The organism is Veillonella sp. 6_1_27, assembly GCF_000163735.1.
GTDB lineage: Bacteria > Bacillota > Negativicutes > Veillonellales > Veillonellaceae > Veillonella > Veillonella parvula_A.
This window is the reverse complement of sequence record NZ_GG770217.1, coordinates 444,844-464,965: the sequence shown is the minus strand read 5'-3', so window position 1 is coordinate 464,965 and position 20,122 is coordinate 444,844. Positions and strand designations below refer to the sequence as shown.

Genomic DNA, 20,122 nt, shown 5'->3' with positions numbered 1-20,122 from the left:
CAGTATGCTAAAACGAATTGGATATACTGCTGGCGGATTTGTCCTCATAGGGGTGCTAGCAGTAGCCATTCTATGGGGACTTTCTGTTGGTACAGTACAGTTTTCACTTTCTCAAATTCTCAATATTGTAATAGATCAATTTTCTAGCCCATTAGCTATTGATGATCCTATGAATAGTCCTGATCAGACTATTATTTGGTTACTACGTATGCCGCGGTTGTTGATGGCCGCTATTATTGGAGCAGGTCTTGCCGTATCTGGCGTTATCATGCAGGCCATCGTTAAGAATCCACTGGCAGATCCTTATATCTTGGGGATTTCCTCCGGTGCATCTCTCGGTGCTACGATAGCTATTTTATTTGGTGTAGGGGTTATGTTCGGTGAGAACTTTGTCGGCATTATGGCCTTTATTGGGGCTATGGCGATTTCCTTCGGTGTATTGTTTATCTCAAACTTGGGTGGACGACCAAACTCGGTGAAATTGATCTTAGGGGGCTTGGCATTAAGCGCTGTATGTAGCTCCTTCTCAAGTTTTGTGGTCTATTTGGCGGACGATAAGGAAGGCATCCAAACCATTACGTACTGGTTGATGGGTAGCTTTGCGGGCGCTAAATGGGACATGTTGCCATTTATTGCCATCGTTGTACTCGTGAGCATTCTATTCTTTTGGTCTCAAAGCAGAGTTTTAAACATTATGCTTCTCGGCGATGAGGTGGCCATCACCTTAGGTCGCGATTTGCATAGATATCGACAAGTCTATTTGATTATTAGCTCACTTATTATTGGCTTTGTGGTGTACGCGGCGGGCATGATTGGCTTTGTAGGCCTCTTGATTCCTCATCTCGTGCGCATGACAATCGGAACGAATCACTGGACTTTGATTCCGTTCAGCGCATTAGGGGGCAGTATTTTCCTCGTCATTGCTGATGGCTTGTGCCGATGTATTATTCCTCACGCAGAATTGCCAATCGGCATTCTCATTTCTCTCATTGGGGCACCAACCTTTGTATACATGTTGGTGCGTAAGAACTACGGATTTGGAGGGGAATAATGAATATTCAAACAGATAATATCCAAGTCTCATTTGGTTCTAAAACGATTCTTCAGGATATTTCCCTAGATATACGAAATAAGGAATTCGTTGGAATTATAGGTCCTAATGGGAGTGGTAAAAGTACGTTCTTGAAATGCTTATATCGCGTGCTTCAGCCTAATCATGGGAAGATTTTCTTTGATGGCACTGAAATGAGTTCCTTAAGTCATCGCGATACAGCCTTAAAAATGGCTGTAGTGGCACAGCATAGTACGGTTAACTTTGATTTTTCCGTCCTTGAAATGGTTCTCATGGGCCGTTCCCCGTATAAAGGGCTGCTTGATAGAGATCAAATTGATGACTATGAAATCGCTCGACATGCGCTGTCTCAAGTAGGACTTAGTGATTTTGAAAGTCGCAATTTTAATACCTTATCTGGTGGTGAGCAGCAGCGTGTTATCTTAGCACGTGCTTTGGCACAGCGCACAGAATGCCTAGTGCTAGACGAACCGACAAACCACTTAGATATTAAGTATCAGCTGGAACTGATGACGATTGTAAAACGTCTCGATGCAACTGTAGTGTCTGCTATTCATGATTTGAATTTAGCAGCCATCTATTGTGACCGTCTCATTGCCCTAAAAGACGGCTCCGTAGTGTGTACAGGGACCCCTCATGAAGTATTGACAGAGGAGACCATCCGACACATCTACGGCGTGTCCGCCACGGTACAAACATTACCAAATGGACGATTAAATATTATATATAATATGGAATAAATAAAAAAAGAGGCGTGGATGATGAAACGAATGAATAAACAAGTCTGTGCAGCAGTGCTTATGGCATTAACTACTATGTCAATTAATAGTTATGCTGCAGATGTAATAATGAACAATAATGAAGAAGAAGTTACCATAAATGTTACAGCTAATCGTACAGCGTTATTAGATTTAGATACACCGGTATCGACTTCTGTTATTACTCAAGAGGATATACAAAATAGTGGTGCTAAGACGGCTTTTGATGCGGTTGCCAATGTACCGGGTGTAACTATTAATTCCTTTAGTGCGTCTGGCGCGGATTTCGGTGGCATGGATAGCCGTACGAATATTCGTGGACTCGACCGCGGTGCACTTGTTCTTGTAAACGGTGTACCTATGAACTTAAATGGTAAGAGCGGAATTGGCTCTATACCTACCAGTGCCATTGAGCGCATCGAAGTTGTAAAGGGGGCGGCCTCTACCTTATATGGCGCAGAAGCTTTAGGTGGCGTTATAAATATTATTACAAAAACGCCGTCAAAAGAGGGCGGTTCTGCTACGGTAGCTGTAGGTAATCGAGGCTCCAAGAGATTTGATCTTTCTTATGGTACTGATCGATTCCTCGTTGGTATCGATAGAAAATACTGGGGGACTCAAGATCCATCTACACCGGTGCGGTATGACTATACAGGCCGCAAGGGTTATGATTACTACACTACGCGCAATAAAGGTAACTCCTTAGGTGTGTTCATGAGCGGTAAGCTTTCAGATAAGATAACCTTAAATTATACTCGCGCTGAAAGCCGTTCCTCCTTTGGTTTGATTAGTACAGAAAGAAATCCTGTGAGACAGGCTCGTCATTCTACGACATATCATTACAAGGATGACCGTAATAATGCATCTTTGATTTATAAGGATGATAATACGACGGGGATATTGTTTTATAATGACCGTACTATGCGTGGTGAAAGCCGTGTTCATAGTGCTAAACAGTTCAAGCCGACCGAAACCAGTTATGTAGCTCGTCAATATGGTATAGATGTACAACATGAATGGGACTTTAGAGGCGGTAAGGATTATTTGATTGCCGGTGTTACAGGTAAGCAAGAAACCTATCGTGCCACACATGCCCCTGTGTATACACGGCCTCATCGTAATACCTATGCGGTGTACAGTAGCTATTCTCGTGAAATCAATCCCAAATGGACTGCCATTTTGGGCTTGCGTTATACAGCCATTAGTGATCCTATTAAGGACCAATATGTGTTAACGCCTCAGTTCCAATTGTTGCACACCATCAATAAAGCTTCCTCCATGTACTTAAATATAGGGAAAGCTTACACGATGCCTAGCTTGAGTGATTCATTCCGTAGCGTGAACCGCCAATACACAGCAGTAAGTGGTAAAAATCTTAAGCCTGAAGAGGGTTGGAACTATGAATTAGGTTATAAACGTCTTAATAAGAAGGATAGCTGGAAGGTGGACGTGTTCTATATGGACTTCAAGAACTTCTTCCAATGGCAACCTGATGTAAATGGTCGCCCAACCGTTCGCGTAAACGGTGGTAAATTCCACAATGTTGGGATTGAAGCTGAGTATAGTAGACATTTGTCAGATCGACTCAAAATGAGTGTAAGTGGTTCTTATTCTAATCCAAAACAAAAGGAAATGAATGAAACCTATTGGAAACAAGCGGCTCCTAAGTTACAGTTTACAACCGGCATTCATTATAAAAGCCCAACCTGGGAAGCTGGTACATCATTTAGCTTTGTTACCAAACGTTTGCGCAATCGCGATGGCGGCTTGAACCCTAACATTGCTCTTTGGAATGCTTATGTTGGGTATCACTTTAACAAAGATGCTACATTACGCCTCGATGCACGCAATCTCTTGAACCGTCATAATGTAGTATCCAATGGAGATTATGAATACTGGGATGCACCATTCAATTATGAATTAAGTTATACACAAAAATTTTAATATGTATTAACGATACAATCCCCCGAGAATGCAGTAGCGGTAGGGGTATGGGTTTTGTGCGGGCCAAATAAATGTGTAATAATACAAATATGTAGTTTATATAATTGTGTGAATGTATATATGTGTTAAGTGAGGCATTTGGTATGAGACAACAAATTAAGCATCGTATATCTATACTTGTGGGTTTAGCATTGATAGGATTGTCTGTGAATGGATATGCAGCAGAGGTAAGTGCTGATAAGACTCCCACTACAGCTGCATCGAGTGAATCTAATGGAGTATCTGAAATCCATACTATTAATGTAACAGCAAATCGCATGGCTCTTTTAGATTTAGATACGCCGGCTGCGATGGATGTTATTACTCAAAAGGACTTAGCTAATAGCGGTGCTAAAAATGCATTTGATGCAGTTAATATGGTACCAGGCATTACGTCTTTTTCCTATGGTGCATCCGGTCTTGAATATGGGGCTATGGATAGCCGTGTGAATATCCGTGGTCTTGAACGGGGCTCTTTGATTCTCATGAATGGGGTACCGATGAACCTCAATGGCAAGGGCGGACTTAGCTCTATTCCGACTAGCTCTATTGAACGCATTGAAGTATTAAAAGGTGCAGCGTCTGCTTTATATGGCGCTGATGCTATGAGTGGTGTTATCAATGTAATTACTAAGACTCCAAGTAAAGAAGGGGGCTCTGCTACGATAGGTTTTGGTAATATGGGCCGCCAAACTTATAAAATTAACTATGGGACGCCTCGCTTCTTAATAGGTGTGGAACGTAACTTCTTTGGCGCTCAAGATCCTGAAACCCCTATCCGCTCCGATATCGGTGGTTATGCTAGAGGCTATGAATATTATACAGCTCGTAACAAAGGGAATTCTTTAGGTGTATTTATGAGCGGTAAATTAAATGATAAGTTGACTTTGAACTTTAGCCGCTTTGAAGGTAATTCTTCTTTTGGACAGTTGAGTACAGAAACGAATCCTATTAAGCAAAAGCTTCACTCTACAACATATGCTTATAAAGATACTAAAAACAATGCGTCTTTAGTTTATAAAGATGGCAATACGACAGGTACTCTTTTCTACAACGATAGAGATTTGTATGGTAAAAGTCGCGTACATAGCAAAAAGACATATACGTTGAGTGATAACAACTATATTGCTCGACAATATGGTTTCGATGTGCAACATGAATGGGACTTCCGCGGTGGTAAGGATTATTTCATTGCGGGTGTGCTTGGTAAACGAGAGACATATCGTACTACATCTGGTCCATACTATGGAAATCCACATCGCAATAGTTATGCCATTTATGGTACATATTCCTATCAAATCAATCCTAAATGGACTAGTATTTTAGGTTTGCGTTATTCGGATATTAAAGACCCTGTGAAAAATCAGCGCGTATTAATTCCTCAGTTCCAATTACAACATCGTATCAACAAGGAATCATCCATGTATATAAATGTTGGTAAAGCTTTTAGAATGCCGAATCTAAGCGATACTTTCAAGAAAATTAATAAAGGCTATGCCTCTGTTAGTGGACGCAATTTGAAACCTGAAGAAGGTTGGAATTATGAATTAGGCTATAAACATATTACCAACAAAGATAGCTGGAAAGTAGCGCTCTTCTATATGGACTTTAAGAACTTCTTCTCTTGGAAACCGGATAGCAATGGTAAAAACACGATTCGCGTAAATGGTGGTCGCTATAGAAATGTCGGTATCGAAGCCCAATATGGTCGTAAATTAACAGATCACTTAAAAATGACTGTGGGTGCATCGTATTCTAATCCTAAACAACGAGAAATCGATAAGACCTATTGGAAACAAGCTAACCCTAAATTGCAATTTACAGGGGGTATCCATTACAATAGCTCAACCTGGACTGCAGGTACTAGCATCAACTTTGTCACAAAACGGATGAAGAACCGCGATGGCGGTATTAATCCTAATCTTATAGCTTGGAATGCATACGTAGGCTATCAGTTCAATGAAAACTCATCCTTGCGGCTAGATGCACGTAACTTGTTAAACCGTCATAATGTTATTTCAAACGGTGACTGGGAATACTGGGATGAACCATTTAATTACCAACTCAGCTATACTCAAAAATTCTAGTCTTTATGTAATCACTAATTAGAACTATACAAGGAGTATCATCATGAATAAGAAAATTGGATTTTTCATATGTTTGATGATACTCCTTTGTGTATGTTTAACAGGTTGTGGACCTCAATCGGAGGCAAATGTAACGCCATATACTCGTTATGTTGAAAGTCACGATGGCGTTCAAGTTGCTGTTCCAGAGCATCCAAAGCGGATTTTATCGCTATCCTCTGCGTTCGACACAATTTTATTAGGACTTATAGAACCAGAGCGTTTAGCAGGCATTAATAAATTGTCTACCTATGAGGAATATTCCTTAGAGGCAAAGCGCGCAAGGATGGTAAAGCCTGTGTTGAGCTCGTATCCTTTGGAGAAAATTATAGCCTTGAAACCGGATCTCGTTATAGCGCCAGATTATATATCGGCTGATGTTATCTATGGTTTACGGCACATGGGTATAGCCACTGTTGTGGTACCGACCCCTTCTACGGTGGACGGAGTGATTCAGAATGTGATGGAGATTGCTCATATTATCGGGGAAGATGAAAAGGGTAGCTTTTACAATCGGAAGATTCACCGTGAAATAGATGAAATAAAGCACCTAGCGGAATCTATTCCACTTGAGCAGCGCAAGACGGTTCTCTTTGTATCATCTATGGACGGATACACGGGCACAGGAAGCCTTTTTGATGATATGTGTCACTATATGAGCATCTATAATGCACCTGATCGGATTGGTTTACCACCACGAATACCTTTTGGGGAGGAGCGTGTGCTAGCCATGAACCCAGATTATATTTTTATTCCATCCTATAAGGGAATGGACAAGAATTTGGCGGATAGATATTTAAAGAATCCGGCCTTTCAAAATCTACCTGCTATTAAGGAAAATCGTGTTAAGCCCTTACCGGCAGCGTACCTGTATACAATGAATCAGCATATTGGTGAAGCAATGCTAGCCATTATGCATACTGTGTATCCTCAATTAGAAAGGAATTCTCATGACTAGACAGAAACAACGCATCATGGCTATAACTCTGATTGGGGTATTGCTATGTATTGTGAGTTTATTGGCACTCCATGTAGGGACCATTATGATCCCTATCGGAGGGGGCGTGCAAAGTATTTTAAATGGCATGGGCATACCTGTGAGCTTCACGGAGCCCATTACGGCTGAACAAGAGGCTGTACTGTGGTTTATCCGCATGCCACGCCTTATCATTGGCCTTCTCGTAGGAGGCGCCTTGGCACTGGCTGGTGCGGTTATGCAAGGGGTATTCTCCAATCCATTGGCAGATCCAGGTATTATGGGCGTATCCGCTGGAGCATCCCTCGGTGCGGTTATCGCCATTGCCCTTGGCGTAACATCCCTTAGCATGTTTTACATGCCTGCCTTTGCTTTCGTTGGAGCCTTTGTATCCGTTGGGATTACTATACTTTTAACATGGCGTAATAACAAGCTCGACACAACCACCTTGTTGCTGGCTGGTGTAGCTGTTAGTATGCTGCTCGGTGCTTTTACATCGGGCATCTTGACGATGATTAATGAATATCGCTTGCGGGAATTTTTATTCTGGATGGTAGGTGGCCTCGATTATCGTCGATGGGACCATGTTCTATTGGCGGTAGGACCTATCATGACGGGTAGTGTCATTTTGATGATGCTCGGTCGTCACCTCAACGTACTTGTCCTTGGCGATACAGAGGCGCGTGCCTTGGGTTTGCCTGTTATGGTGTACCGCATGTTATTCCTGTTTTTGGCATCTGTCGTTACTGCTACTGCGGTGTGCGTCAGTGGTTCTATTGGCTTTGTAGGTCTTGTGGTACCACATATTGTACGTATCTTAGTAGGGCCAGATCATCGAATACTATTGCCTATGGCGGCCGTTGGAGGCGCACTATTCCTCGTATTCTGTGATACATTAGGTCGCGTTATTGCTCAGCCAGTTGAGATTCGCGTAGGTATCATGACGGCTCTATTAGGGGCACCATATTTTCTATATTTACTTCATCGCTTGCGTCGTAAAGGAGGGGCCTAATGAAACTAGATGTTCAATCTCTATCTGTCACATTAGGAGATACAACCATTGTAAAAGAGGCATCCTTTGCTATTGACCGAGGCGAGTTCGTAGGCATTATCGGCCCTAATGGCTCTGGTAAGACAACGTTGTTAAAAGCATTACGTGGCCTTTATCCTACATCTGGTGGAGATGTTTTGTGGGATGGTAAAAGCATCTCTTCTTTGAGCGATAAAGAAATCGCTCATCATGTGGCGTATATGCAACAGTCTGTAAATGTTTCCTTCGATTATGAAGCCATCGATATTGTAATGACCGCTCGTTATCCTTATTTGAAATGGTGGGAACAAGAAGGCCCTGAAGATAAAGTTATCGTTGAACAGGCTATGAAAGAGGTAGGCGTTTATCATCTGCGGAATCGTTCTGTACAATCTTTGAGTGGCGGTGAGCGTCAACGGGTATTCTTAGCAAAGGCTTTGGCACAACAAACAGAGGTCCTATTACTAGATGAGCCGACGGCTGCCCTCGATCTAGTATATGCTGACGATATCTTTCATGAGGGTCGCAGATTATGTGACGAAGGTAAAACGATTTTAATTGTCGTTCATGACTTAGAGTTAGCTGCCAAATATTGCACCAAACTCGTTTTGGTGAGTGATGGTCACATCGTTGATGTAGGTGCACCTCGTGATGTATTGACGGCAGAAAATCTACGAAATGCGTTCCGTTTATCGGCCGCGGTTTACGATGATCCGTACTTTAAACAACAACGTATCTTTGTATTCCCAAAAGGAACTACAAAGATTGATGACTTCAAACAAACCGAAGTTACTTCAGAAATGTCTATTGATCCAAATCTGAAATAGTTAGAATGGATTACGATACTTAGAGTTTTCCTAGGGTTATTGATTTATTATGTATGGTGACTATTTTGTATTGCGAATCTGAGTGAGGTTAGGCGTATGCTATATCCATTTACTGCTATTGTTGGTCAAGATGAAATGAAATTGGCCTTGTTGCTCAATGCCATAAACCCATCAATCGGCGGTGTCTTAATTGAAGGCGAAAAAGGCACTGCTAAGTCTACGGCTGTACGTGCGTTAGCGAATCTGTTACCTCCTATGGAAACAGGCGCATCAGCGATGTCTGTTGTTGAGCTACCTATCAATGCTACAGAAGATCGCGTTGTAGGATCCATAAATTTGGAAAAGGCATTGCAAGAGGGTGTAAAAGCCTTTGAACCGGGTATTTTACACGCAGCCCATCAAAATATTCTTTACGTAGATGAGGTTAATCTATTAGATGACCACATTGTAGATATTTTGCTAGACGTGGCGGCTATGGGGGTGAATACGGTAGAGCGGGAAGGGGTGAGCCATTCTCATCCATCTCGTTTTATCCTCGTAGGAACGATGAATCCTGAAGAAGGCGACCTCAGACCTCAACTGCTAGACCGTTTCGGACTATCTGTTATGGTCTATGGAGAACAGGACCCGGCACAACGTATGGAGGTAATCAAGCGTCGCCTCGCCTTTGGCGACAATGCTGAAAGCTTTGTAGCGTCTTACAAGGAATCAGAACGTAGTCTGCACGAACGTTTATTACAAGCTCGTGAAGTATTGCCAGGCATCATCCCATCTGATGATGTGTTGTTGCAAATAGCGAGTATCAGCATAGGTGTCGGCGTTGATGGACATCGCCCAGACATTACGATGATGCATACGGCTCGTGCTCATGCAGCCTTTCACAGTCGCAACCAAATTACAGCGGAAGACCTCAAGGTGGCGGCACGATTAGCGTTAAAACATCGATTACGTCGCTTGCCATTTGAAGAACAAGGTCAGGATGAGGAGCGCATTGATACAGTGGTATCGGCAGTGCTTGAGGGCTAGTTATGGAAACATCTGTACAAGAGGTCCTCAAAATAGGCCTTGTAAACGACCAGATTCATACCATTGTTATTTCTGGAGGTACCGGTGTTGGTAAAAGCTATGTACTTCGTCAGTGCCTCGAGAAATGGCAAATTCCATATCGTTTGATACCTGTTTATATAGATACTTCACAACTACAAGAGTCCATCGATTTTGAAGCATCCCTTGCACAGGGTAAGATGGTTATGGCATCTGGATTATTAGGTGATACGAGTAATCGATGCTGGGTTGTCGATGATGCTCACGTTCTATCGCCTGAAGTCCGTCATGCACTATTGGTAGAAGCGAAACGTCGTCAAATACTACTGATACTGACCATAAACCATGAGGATAGAACCTTAGATGATGTGGAGTGGGAACTCGTAGATGTGCATGTATCTATGGATGTACCTACACTACAATCTAAGGTGAAGGTGTTACAACGAAGGCGAGATGAAATTGAGCCTTCATCTGAGGATTTATTGAGCCTAATAGATTCTAAACAAGTTCAATCTATAGTTGTTCCTGATGCTATGCTTTCACTGGCTATATCCTATGCATTGCAAGCTCGAACCGTAGGTCATGGAGCAGAGTATGTATTATTACAAGTTATGAAATCACTGGCAGTTCTTGATGGTAGTTCTTACTGCAAGCCATCTCATGCGGAACGAGCCGCTCTCTATGTATTGCCTCATCGCATGAAGCGCAATGATACATCTGAATCTCAGACCTCACAAGGAGAGGTATCTAATAGTGCAAGTAATCAAAACCAGTCACAGAAAAATACTGAAACAGCAACAGATGATTCGGATGTAGACGACTCTGATAACTCTGATTCCAGAGATTCCAAGCGTGATGAATCCCATTCTGACGAGTTAAACGCTAATGGGCTAGATAATTCAAATAGCGATGGTCATGACGGCTCAAGTGATATGGATTTTGATGATGGTAAATCAAAAGAGTCCAATCATTCAGAAACATTAGAGTCTACAGCGAATGAGTGGGGAACTTCTGATTCAATGAATACTTATAGTGACACATCTAATGGAATATCTTCTTTATGTTTGCCCGATACTGTTGCCCGTATAGCTAATCAGTTCTTTCAATGGAAATTGCAATCTTCTAAAACGGTAGACCGTCAGTATCGTAAAGGTTCTGGTCGGCGCCTTATGACTAGAACAAAGGATACTAGGGGGCGCATGATTCGAGCCTATCAAGATGAACAGGCTTTAGAGGATTTGGCTTTAATTGACACATTGCGTGCAGCCGCACCGTATCAACGATTGCGGGCCGTTGAAAGGGTAAAACAATTACAGGTAGATACCCCATTAAATGTAGTGGAGCAATCTGTTACATCGGAATGCTTATGTCAAAGGGCCCCACAAGCAGAGCGTCATGATTTAAAAGGGCTATCTATTGTAGTAAAACCTCAAGATTACCGCCGAAAGGCTCGTGAAAAGCGAATCGGTGCGTATCAGCTTTTCGTAGTGGATGCTAGTGGCTCTATGGCAGCCCGCCATCGCATGGAGGCGACAAAAGGTGCGATTTTGAGCCTCTTGCATGACTCCTATGTTCACCGTGATTCGGTAGGACTCATTGCATTTCGCAAGGATTCCGCAGAGGTATTATTGCCTTTCACCCGTAGTGTAGAGCGAGCAGAGCGACTGTTAGCAAAATTGCCAACAGGGGGCAAGACGCCCTTAGCCCAAGGTTTACGAGTAGCCTATACTATGTGTGATAGATTGCTTCGCAGACATTCGGCGGAGCGGATTCAAATGATTTGTATTACCGATGGTCGTGCTACTTCGGGGACTTCTGAGGACCCTGTAGGGGAGGCGAAACAATGGGCTCGTATTTTAGGGACCTTGCCAGTAGACTGTATCGTTATCGATACGGAAACGGGCTTTATTAAGCTCGGCCTAGCTAAGGAATTGTGTAAATTAATGAATGGCAGTTATTATGCGATGGACTCTATTACGTCAGATAGTATTTTGCGCGTATCGCGGAGGTAGATCATGAGTCGACTCCTGTATATTTCTAATTTAGGAAAACAAATCCAATATATAGAAAAAGCTGTTGCTACTTACCCGGAACTCTTACAGGGCGAGGTGGACCTTTGCAATATGAAAAAGCCTCCTCAATGGGATGCTGACTTTGAAAGTCGCTTACGCGCTGCCGATGTAGTTCTGGTAACGAATATGGGGGTTGGTTTAGACTCGCCCTTCTTAGAACGTCTGGAACGCTGGTTATATGCACATCATCCTAAATACTGGATTGATGTAGTAGAACCTAAGAAAACAGATATTTTATATCGCAATTTGGATGAGGATAAACGGGTTCTTCTTGAAAGCTACCGCCGAACCAGTGGGGTCATGAATTATGTACGCTTAATCAACGGTGCTTTCAGTACAAAACCTACCTCTGAATGGGAAGAGCCAGATCCTATTCCTTGGCAAGCCATTATGGGTCGAGAAGGCAATATCTACGAAACCTATGATGAGTTTATGGATGCCGAAGGGCATCGAGATTGGCCATCTATAGCGGTCTACTTTTACCGTGACGAATGGATCATGGGGGATATTGAGTATCAACAGGCCTTATTTGAAGAGATTTACAAACATCAGTACAATCCGATTATCTTTTATGGTCAGTATGGCTCGAATCCGCGCGTAGGTATTCCGAATATGAAGCTGTCCATGAACCATCTTTTTGGGAAGGATGAATTCCCCTTTGATGTGCTCATAAATACTTGTAAATTTTCCTTTCAGTCCTTAGGGGCTCAAACCTTGGAGGAGTTAAAGCTACAGGATGTTCCTATCGTTCAGGGTTATACCATATACATGGATGAGAAATCTTGGGCCGAGAATCCACAAGGTGTAACACCTTTAGACGTGAATTTATCTATATCTCAGCCTGAGCTAGATGGGGTTATTCAAGGCGGTGTTGTGGCATGCCAAACCTATGATGAGCGTGGACACTATGTGTACTTGCCTGTGAAAGAACGCATCGCTGCTATTGTACAACGAGCTATTAAATGGTCTACATTGCGTCATATCCCTGTATCGGAGCGAAAAGTGGCCGTTATATTACATAACTATCCGCCTAAGAACTCCAACATTGGCTCTGCCGCAGGTCTTGATACACCTGAGTCGGTGCTACGGTTATTACGAGATATGAAGGCGGAAGGTTATACCATCGACACGGTGCCAGAAACAAGTGCAGACTTGATGGATGTGGTAACGTCTCATATGACGAATGACCGCTCCATGCTCACCGATGAACTGCTAGCCTCTGCAGAAGGTCGGTTAAGTAGTGATGATTACAAAGCATATTTTGCTACGCTGCCGGAAGATACGCAGACAGCAATGGTTAAATCTTGGGGCGAAGCCCCAGGGGATGTATTCGTCTACGATGATGACGTGATTATCCCAGGTTTCTCCAATGGCAATCTGTGGATTACGGTACAGCCACCCCGTGGATTTGGGGAGAATGTATCGGCCATTTATCACGATCCTTGCTTGCCTCCACCACATCAATACTTAGCGTTTTATCACTGGGTGCGCGATGTCTTTGAAGCTGATGCATTTATCCATGTTGGTACCCATGGCTCTCTAGAATGGCTGCCCGGTAAGGGGGCTGGACTCAGCGCTAGTTGTTATCCGGAAATCGGCATTTCCAGTTTGCCAAATATTTACCCGTATTGGACAACCATTATTGGGGAAGGCATACAAGCCAAGCGGCGTAGTTCGGCTTGCTTAGTGGGTCACTTGTCGCCGCCGATGACGACAGCGGGCCTCTATGATGAGTTCGAAGAATTAGAGGCCTTACTCGATGAACATAGTCATTTTGAGCGGGAACATCCTGAAAGTGTCTCTACTCTAGGTGAAGTGATTCGAGAAAAGGCCATGGAGTGCCATCTCATCGATAAAGAACGAGGTTCTACCATGACGGTGGACGATATAATTACAGAGGTCCACGAAAAGCTGAGCGACTTGAAACATATGCAGATGCGCAATGGTTTGCACATCTTGGGGCAAGGTCCTGAAGGGGAAGCATTAGAAGAGTTTATTACTGCTATTGTAAGCACTCCTCAAGGTGAAATCGCGTCAGGCCTTGCCACCATCGCAGAAGAATTAGGTTATGATTGGTCTTATATGGCGGAACATGCTGGCGAAATTCATTCAGATGGTATACGATATAGTGTTACCATAGATCGAATTTGGAATGAATTGCGTAGCTTTGTAAGGCATGTGATCAATATACCAGATTATACAGTGCCCGAACGGTTAGAACCTTTGGCGAATGCGATCGTTCGAGAGTATATTCCAAAATTAGGTGACACCAAGAACGAGCTAACCTCTATTTCAAATGCCTTACAGGGCAGATATGTAGAGCCCGGTCCAGGTGGAGCCCCCTCGAGCGGTCAAGTCGACGTACTGCCTACGGGGCGTAACTTCTATGGTTTAGATGAAAGAGCTTTACCGACGAAGATAGCCTATCAATTAGGCATAGAGTTAGCAGATCAAGTTATCGCTGACTATATTTTGAATGAACAACGGTATCCTGAGACGATTGGCATCATCCTATGGGCTACGAGCAATTCTAGAAGTCATGGTCAGTGCTTGGGTGAGTTCCTTTACTTGTTAGGAGTTCGACCTAAATGGCAATCGGGCGGTCGCGTGTCAGGTTTAGAAGTGATTCCTTTAGAGGAATTGCAGCGTCCTCGCATCGATGTGATGGGCCGCATCAGTGGCCTCATTCGAGATATGATGCCTACTGCTATCGGCTGGCTCGACAAAGCCGTTGAAATGGTGGCAGAATTAGATGAGTCGTTGGAAGACAACTACGTGAAAAAGCATATTCACGATGATGTAGACTGGCTCGTTGAGCAAGGTGAGGACCCTCTATTGGCTACTAAAAAGGCTAGACTCCGCATCTTTGGCGATCCGCCCCAAGCTTATGGCACGGGTGTAGGTGCCTTGATTGAAGGCAAAAACTGGGAGTCTTTACAAGATATTGCTCAAGTTTACAGCAAGTGGAGTAGCTTTCACCTGCACAAGGACATTCCTCAGGACATGAGGCTATTCCAACGTCGATTAACCACGATGGATGTGACCATTAAGAACGAAGATAATCGAGAAACCCATATTATGAGTGCCGACGATTATTATAGCTATCACGGTGGTCTCATTGCGGCGGTGCGCACCGCAAAGGGCAGTGCGCCGCGCGCCTATGTGGGGGATAGCTCAGACCGCAGTCGTGTTGTGATGAGGCCTTTAGGTGACGAAATTCGCCGCGTCGTGCAAGGGGAAACGCAGAACCCTAAATTTATTCAAGCCATGATGAAACATGGCTATAAAGGGGCATCGGATATGTCGAATGTCGTATCCCATACATTTGGTTGGGATGCTACGAGTGATGTCGTACCAGACTGGGTCTATGAAGGGTATGCTAATAAGTATGCTTTAGACAAGACAGTACAAGACTGGATGCGCAATGTAAATCCTTGGGCCTTACAGCGCATTACAGAAACCTTGCTAGAGGCTTCTCAACGTGGCTATTGGAATGCATCGCCTGAAATATTACAGGATTTGCAATCATTATTTATTTCCATGGAAGGGGTTATAGAAGGTCGTTAGTATGAAGCACAGAATATCTATTATATGTACCATAGTAATGATGGTACTTCTAGTGGTCGGTTGTGGTCCTACGCAGACGGGGACTACGGGCACGACACATCAGGTTACGGATGGCACTGGTGTAACTGTTACGGTGCCTAGTGAGCCGAAGCGAATCGTCCCTATTGCTGCGAGTACAGAGGATATAGTGTTATCCTTGGTTGATCCGAGCCGAGTGGCAGCCGTTGGCACCGTGCCTAATAATGTACCTGATGAGTCTGCCAAGGTGGGGACGCATGTGAAAGCAACTGCTGAATCCATGCTTTCTGTACAACCTGATTTAGTATTAGTTCCAAACTGGATATCTCCAGATGCAATTGGGGAAATGCGGAATATGCAGATTCCCGTTTACGTCTATAAGACTCCGACTACGGTAGAAGAAGCAAAAGCAGTTATCCATGAAATTGCAGGACTCTTACACGCTTCGGATGAAAAGATGATTGCTAGCATGGATGCAGATTTGAAAACTGTCGAAGAGTTAGCAAATAAACATACCGGTGAACGCCCTGTAGTAGCATTTTATACGCAATTTGGTTTAACCGGTGGCAAAGGGTCAACCTTTGATGATATGACTAAATATCTGAAGGTTACCAATGCGGCCGCCCAATTAGGCTTGGGGCCTTTTGATAATGGGACGCGAGAGGATTTAATTAAAGCGAATCCAGATATTATTATCATCCCATCGGTGGCCTACACTTCGGATGGTACTACGCCAGCAACGGCAGAACAACTCTATTCTGATCCTGCTTTGCAGGGGGTTAAGGCCATCGCCAATCGTCGTGTGTTCCTCGTAGATTCCTCGCAGGTCATGAGTTATTCTCAATTTATGACTCGTGCAATGGTTTCTATGGCACAAAATATATATGACAAGTGATTTAGTGTGTGTGGAGGTTTTTATGAAAGTATCAAGAATGCAACGATTATCCATGTACATAGGGTTAGCTCTCGTATTTGGTAGCACATTGAGTACTCCTAGTGTATCAGCTGTTGACGCTGGTGATGCGAAAGAAGCGCATACCATTGTTGTTACGGCGACTCGTAGTGAACAACAGCTTTCAGAAGTGCCAGCTAGTGTAGGCGTAGTAACAGGCGACGATATTCGTGAGCGCCATGCTACGAATATGAACGAAGCCTTGAACATCGTACCGGGCGTAGATATTAATACGTATGGTGGTGGCGTAGGTTACACGAACTCCAATGCATTCCGCATCAATGGGTCTGACCAAGTATTGTATTTGGTAGACGGCATCAATATGGGGGCGGCTGGTGTGAATCCGCCGATGACTATTTTGAAAGATATGTCTAGTATTGATCGCATTGAAGTTCAACGTGGTGCAGGCTCTACATTGTATGGTTCCGGTGCCATTGGTGGTGTAGTAAACGTAATCACTGCAAAACCTGAGCAAGGTGTACAAACTAAGCTTCGCGTGATGGGTGGCAGTAATGATTTAGAGCAATACGCAATTACCAACGAAGGTAGCCAAAACAATTGGTACTGGCGTGTAGGCGTACAAAAAGATATTATTGGTTCCTATAAAGATGGTCATGGCGTGCGCGTTCCGCAACATGGCAATAGCCACACTGCATCTTTCATGGTGGGCAATAAAATCAATGATAAGAACGATGTAAAAATATCTTACGACACATATCGTGGTGATGTAATGTACTCCGACCATTTGGGTGCCCTCAACCATATTCGTTATGGTAATGAAGCGAATGATTCCTTACGCGCGATTTGGAAGAACAAAATCAGCAATCGTTGGAGCCATCAATTATACTTGATGAACAATCATTATAAAACAACATACGATGGGTACTTAACAGATGTGAAGACTCGTGGTATTGGCGATCAAGTTACGTATAAAGCAAAAGACCATACTGTAGTAGGCGGCTTTGACTGGAGACAAGATAAGGTGCTTAATATGGGTGGCGTGAAGCTTACGAATACATCTTACTTCATTCAAGATGAATGGAAATTTGCTCCTAAGTGGACTGTAACGCCTGGTATCCGCGTTGATCATCATTCCTCCTTCGGTACTCATACATCTCCATCCATCAGCCTTGGCTATGATGTAAATGAGAAGACAAATGTGTATGCTGCGTATAAAGAGTACTTCTTAGCCCCTACACCATACCAATTATTTGATGGCTTCAATGGCAATCGCAATTTGAAACCGGAAACAGGTCATGAATTTGATTTAGGTGTACACCACAAATTCGGTAAAACATGGAATAGTAATCTTAGTTTCTTCAGCCGTAGTACGAAGGATAAAATCGGTTGGGTTATGACAGATCCAGCAAACTTTACAGGTCAATATCGCAATTTTGACACTGAAAAAGCTCGTGGCATCAATGCGGATGTGCGTAAACAATTGACGAACCACTTGTCCGCACGCCTTGGCTATACGTATACTCATATTGATGCGACACCAACTCGCAAAGCAAATCGCGATGGGTATGTGCCAAAACATGCTGTTAATGCAGGCCTTGATTACAACGATGCTAAATGGGATGCTCATTTGGATATTCGCGGTATCATCAACCGTCCTGGCCCTGCAGATAATGTATTCCCACGTAAAACGTACTGGTTGGCGGATATCAGCGCTAACTATCGTGTACGCGAAAATGTTACTATATTTGGTCGTATCAATAATATCTTTGATACATACTATGCAGAACAATCTAACGTTCGTTGGGGCAACCCTGGTGACTGGTGGCCAGGTCAAGGTCGTAACTTCCGTCTAGGTGTAGAAGTGACTATCTAATGGGTATAACTACTGCAATGGCTAATAGATGTAACTACTGCAATGGTTCGATTATAAAGCTATACTAATAATTGACAATTACATCATAGCTATTTGTATAGCTTCAAAATGTAATCTATATCACGGTGAAAGAGCCTCTCGTTAGGCTCTTTCATTTTTATTATAATTTTTGATGATATATTGAGACCGCACTAAGCACCATGAGAGTTATTTTCAATAACCGATAAATTGGGTATAGGTAAATAAGTATATGTTATAAAACTATAGATTTTCTATAGTAAAAGCTCTATAATATTATGTATCTATCTATAGGTATTCATAGTTTATGTTTTGTGATGTACACATATATTTGCTTGTATAGTAAGTGTTTTGTTACTTTCACAGTTATCAAAACCTTCCCATGGAGAAGGTTGATTTTTAGAGGAGTTGGATCGAAATGAAACAACCAGAATTATCGCCGTATATGATGGCTCGCAAGCCGTCTGGCATTCGCCTAGGACAAATTAAATTCTTGGAACGTAAGAACCCACCTATCTTGGTGAATGGTTCTATTGGCAATGTAATGCGTCCTATGCATCCCGCCATGCAGCGTAGGTTGTTTGATTTGGGTGGTGTCAATAGTCCGTTCCACAATGGCATTGTGCCATACGTACCAACTACGGGCACTGATGAATGCCGTGAAGCATTTCTACACATTTTACGCAGTCAAGGTTTTGATACGACAGGTCTTGATGTACTCGTGACAGACGGTGCATCCATGGCGATGGAAATTATCATGCTTGGCGTATGTGGTGGTGCCGGCGAAGAGGAACGCCCTCTCTTGATGTTCAATCCTTCCTATACAAATTATGATGCAGTAGGTCTTCGCATAGGCCGTAAAACCGTAACAGTAGAACGGGAGCTCAATGAAAATGGTGAGTTCGAATTGCCGTCTGTAGAGACTGTAGAGAAGCGTATCATCGACACAAAACCTGGTGCGTTGCTCATCATTCCTTATGACAATCCGACTGGTCAATTATTTAGCAAAGAAACACTTATTGAATATACTAAATTGTGCGTTAAACATAATTTATGGATTATCTCTGACGAAGCGTACCGTGAATTGGCTTATGAAAAAGGGAAAGAAACATCTAGCATTTGGGCTTTAACCGATAAAGATGTGCCTGGCATCGAAGGTCGCCGTATTAGCCTTGAAACAGCTAGTAAAGTTTGGAATGCGTGTGGACTTCGCATTGGAGCCATCATTACGGATAATAAATTATGCTATGAAAAATCTGTTGCGGAGTATACGGCAAACCTTAGCGCTAATACATTGGGCCAATATATTTTTGGCGCTTTGAAACATGAGTCCTATGCGCAGTTGCACAATTGGTATGAGCAACAACGCGACTACTATCGTCAAATGATCTTTGAGCTCCATAAAGGGTTTAAAGAGGTAGAACCAGACTTCATCGTATCCCGTCCTGAAGCATCTATTTACTTTGTAATCGACGTGAGAAAGGTGGCAAAACCTGGCTTTGACGGCGTGGAATTTGCTTCCTGGTGTGCCGAACACGGTGCAGTAAGCCTTGATGATGGTAAGGAATATACACTCCTCATGGCGCCGCTCAATGGTTTCTATAGCGGTAAAAATGGTGATAATAACCCTGGTAAAACACAATTGCGCGTATCTTTCTGTGAAAATCCAGAACTATTGCGCTTGGCTCCTGAATTATTATCTAAACTATTCAGAGCTTATGAAGCACAACGAAATGTATAAATGTAAAGAGTGCCATTCCCAAAGGGAGGCACTCTTTTTGCATTGTAAGTTATCATTATGAGTTATATAGATACTATGTATGGTATAGTATTACGTAAAAAAGA

Annotated in this window: 13 protein-coding genes; all 13 read left to right on the top strand. The window is 43.1% G+C overall.

Annotated features, from left to right (window positions below; all coding sequences use genetic code 11):
- Positions 1-4 precede the first annotated feature (4 nt).
- Positions 5-1,051 carry an iron ABC transporter permease gene (locus HMPREF0874_RS09115; RefSeq protein ID WP_008603350.1) on the top strand — a complete coding sequence of 349 codons (1,047 nt, stop codon included), beginning with the start codon at positions 5-7 and terminating at the stop codon, positions 1,049-1,051.
- Entirely contained in the window at positions 1,051-1,812 is a 762-nt protein-coding gene (locus HMPREF0874_RS09110) for an ABC transporter ATP-binding protein (protein WP_008603348.1), read from the top strand. Before HMPREF0874_RS09115 ends, HMPREF0874_RS09110 begins: the two co-directional genes overlap by 1 nt.
- An 18-nt stretch (positions 1,813-1,830) precedes the next feature.
- Entirely contained in the window at positions 1,831-3,774 is a 1,944-nt protein-coding gene (locus HMPREF0874_RS09105; protein WP_008603346.1) for a TonB-dependent receptor, read from the top strand.
- A 143-nt stretch (positions 3,775-3,917) separates the two neighbouring features.
- The gene (locus tag HMPREF0874_RS09100) at positions 3,918-5,900 is read left to right on the top strand and encodes a TonB-dependent siderophore receptor (RefSeq protein WP_008603341.1); all 1,983 of its coding nucleotides are present in this window, start codon (positions 3,918-3,920) and stop codon (positions 5,898-5,900) included.
- Between the two features lie 43 nt (positions 5,901-5,943).
- Positions 5,944-6,897: an ABC transporter substrate-binding protein gene (locus tag HMPREF0874_RS09095; RefSeq protein ID WP_008603339.1), complete on the top strand. Its 954-nt coding sequence runs from the start codon at positions 5,944-5,946 to the stop codon at positions 6,895-6,897.
- A complete protein-coding gene (locus tag HMPREF0874_RS09090) occupies positions 6,890-7,927 on the top strand; it encodes an iron ABC transporter permease (protein ID WP_008603337.1) in 1,038 nt (345 codons plus the stop codon). The genes HMPREF0874_RS09095 and HMPREF0874_RS09090 overlap by 8 nt, the downstream gene beginning before the upstream one ends.
- Complete coding sequence (locus HMPREF0874_RS09085; RefSeq protein WP_008603335.1) at positions 7,927-8,772, top strand: ABC transporter ATP-binding protein; 846 nt, start codon at positions 7,927-7,929, stop codon at positions 8,770-8,772. The genes HMPREF0874_RS09090 and HMPREF0874_RS09085 overlap by 1 nt, the downstream gene beginning before the upstream one ends.
- A 96-nt stretch (positions 8,773-8,868) precedes the next feature.
- Positions 8,869-9,798, top strand: coding sequence for an ATP-binding protein (locus HMPREF0874_RS09080; protein WP_008603333.1), 930 nt, complete (start codon positions 8,869-8,871; stop codon positions 9,796-9,798).
- 2 nt (positions 9,799-9,800) lie between these two features.
- Entirely contained in the window at positions 9,801-11,828 is a 2,028-nt protein-coding gene (locus HMPREF0874_RS09075; RefSeq protein ID WP_008603331.1) for a VWA domain-containing protein, read from the top strand.
- A 3-nt stretch (positions 11,829-11,831) separates the two neighbouring features.
- Positions 11,832-15,455, top strand: a complete 3,624-nt coding sequence (gene cobN, locus HMPREF0874_RS09070) for a cobaltochelatase subunit CobN (RefSeq protein ID WP_008603329.1) — start codon at positions 11,832-11,834, stop codon at positions 15,453-15,455.
- A 1-nt stretch (position 15,456) separates the two neighbouring features.
- Positions 15,457-16,368, top strand: a complete 912-nt coding sequence (locus HMPREF0874_RS09065) for an ABC transporter substrate-binding protein (RefSeq protein ID WP_039965429.1) — start codon at positions 15,457-15,459, stop codon at positions 16,366-16,368.
- Positions 16,369-16,390: 22 nt separating this feature from the next.
- The gene (locus HMPREF0874_RS09060) at positions 16,391-18,259 is read left to right on the top strand and encodes a TonB-dependent siderophore receptor (RefSeq protein ID WP_008603325.1); all 1,869 of its coding nucleotides are present in this window, start codon (positions 16,391-16,393) and stop codon (positions 18,257-18,259) included.
- A gap of 436 nt (positions 18,260-18,695) precedes the next feature.
- Positions 18,696-20,018, top strand: coding sequence for a pyridoxal phosphate-dependent aminotransferase (locus HMPREF0874_RS09055; RefSeq protein WP_008603324.1), 1,323 nt, complete (start codon positions 18,696-18,698; stop codon positions 20,016-20,018).
- Positions 20,019-20,122: the final 104 nt, after the last annotated feature.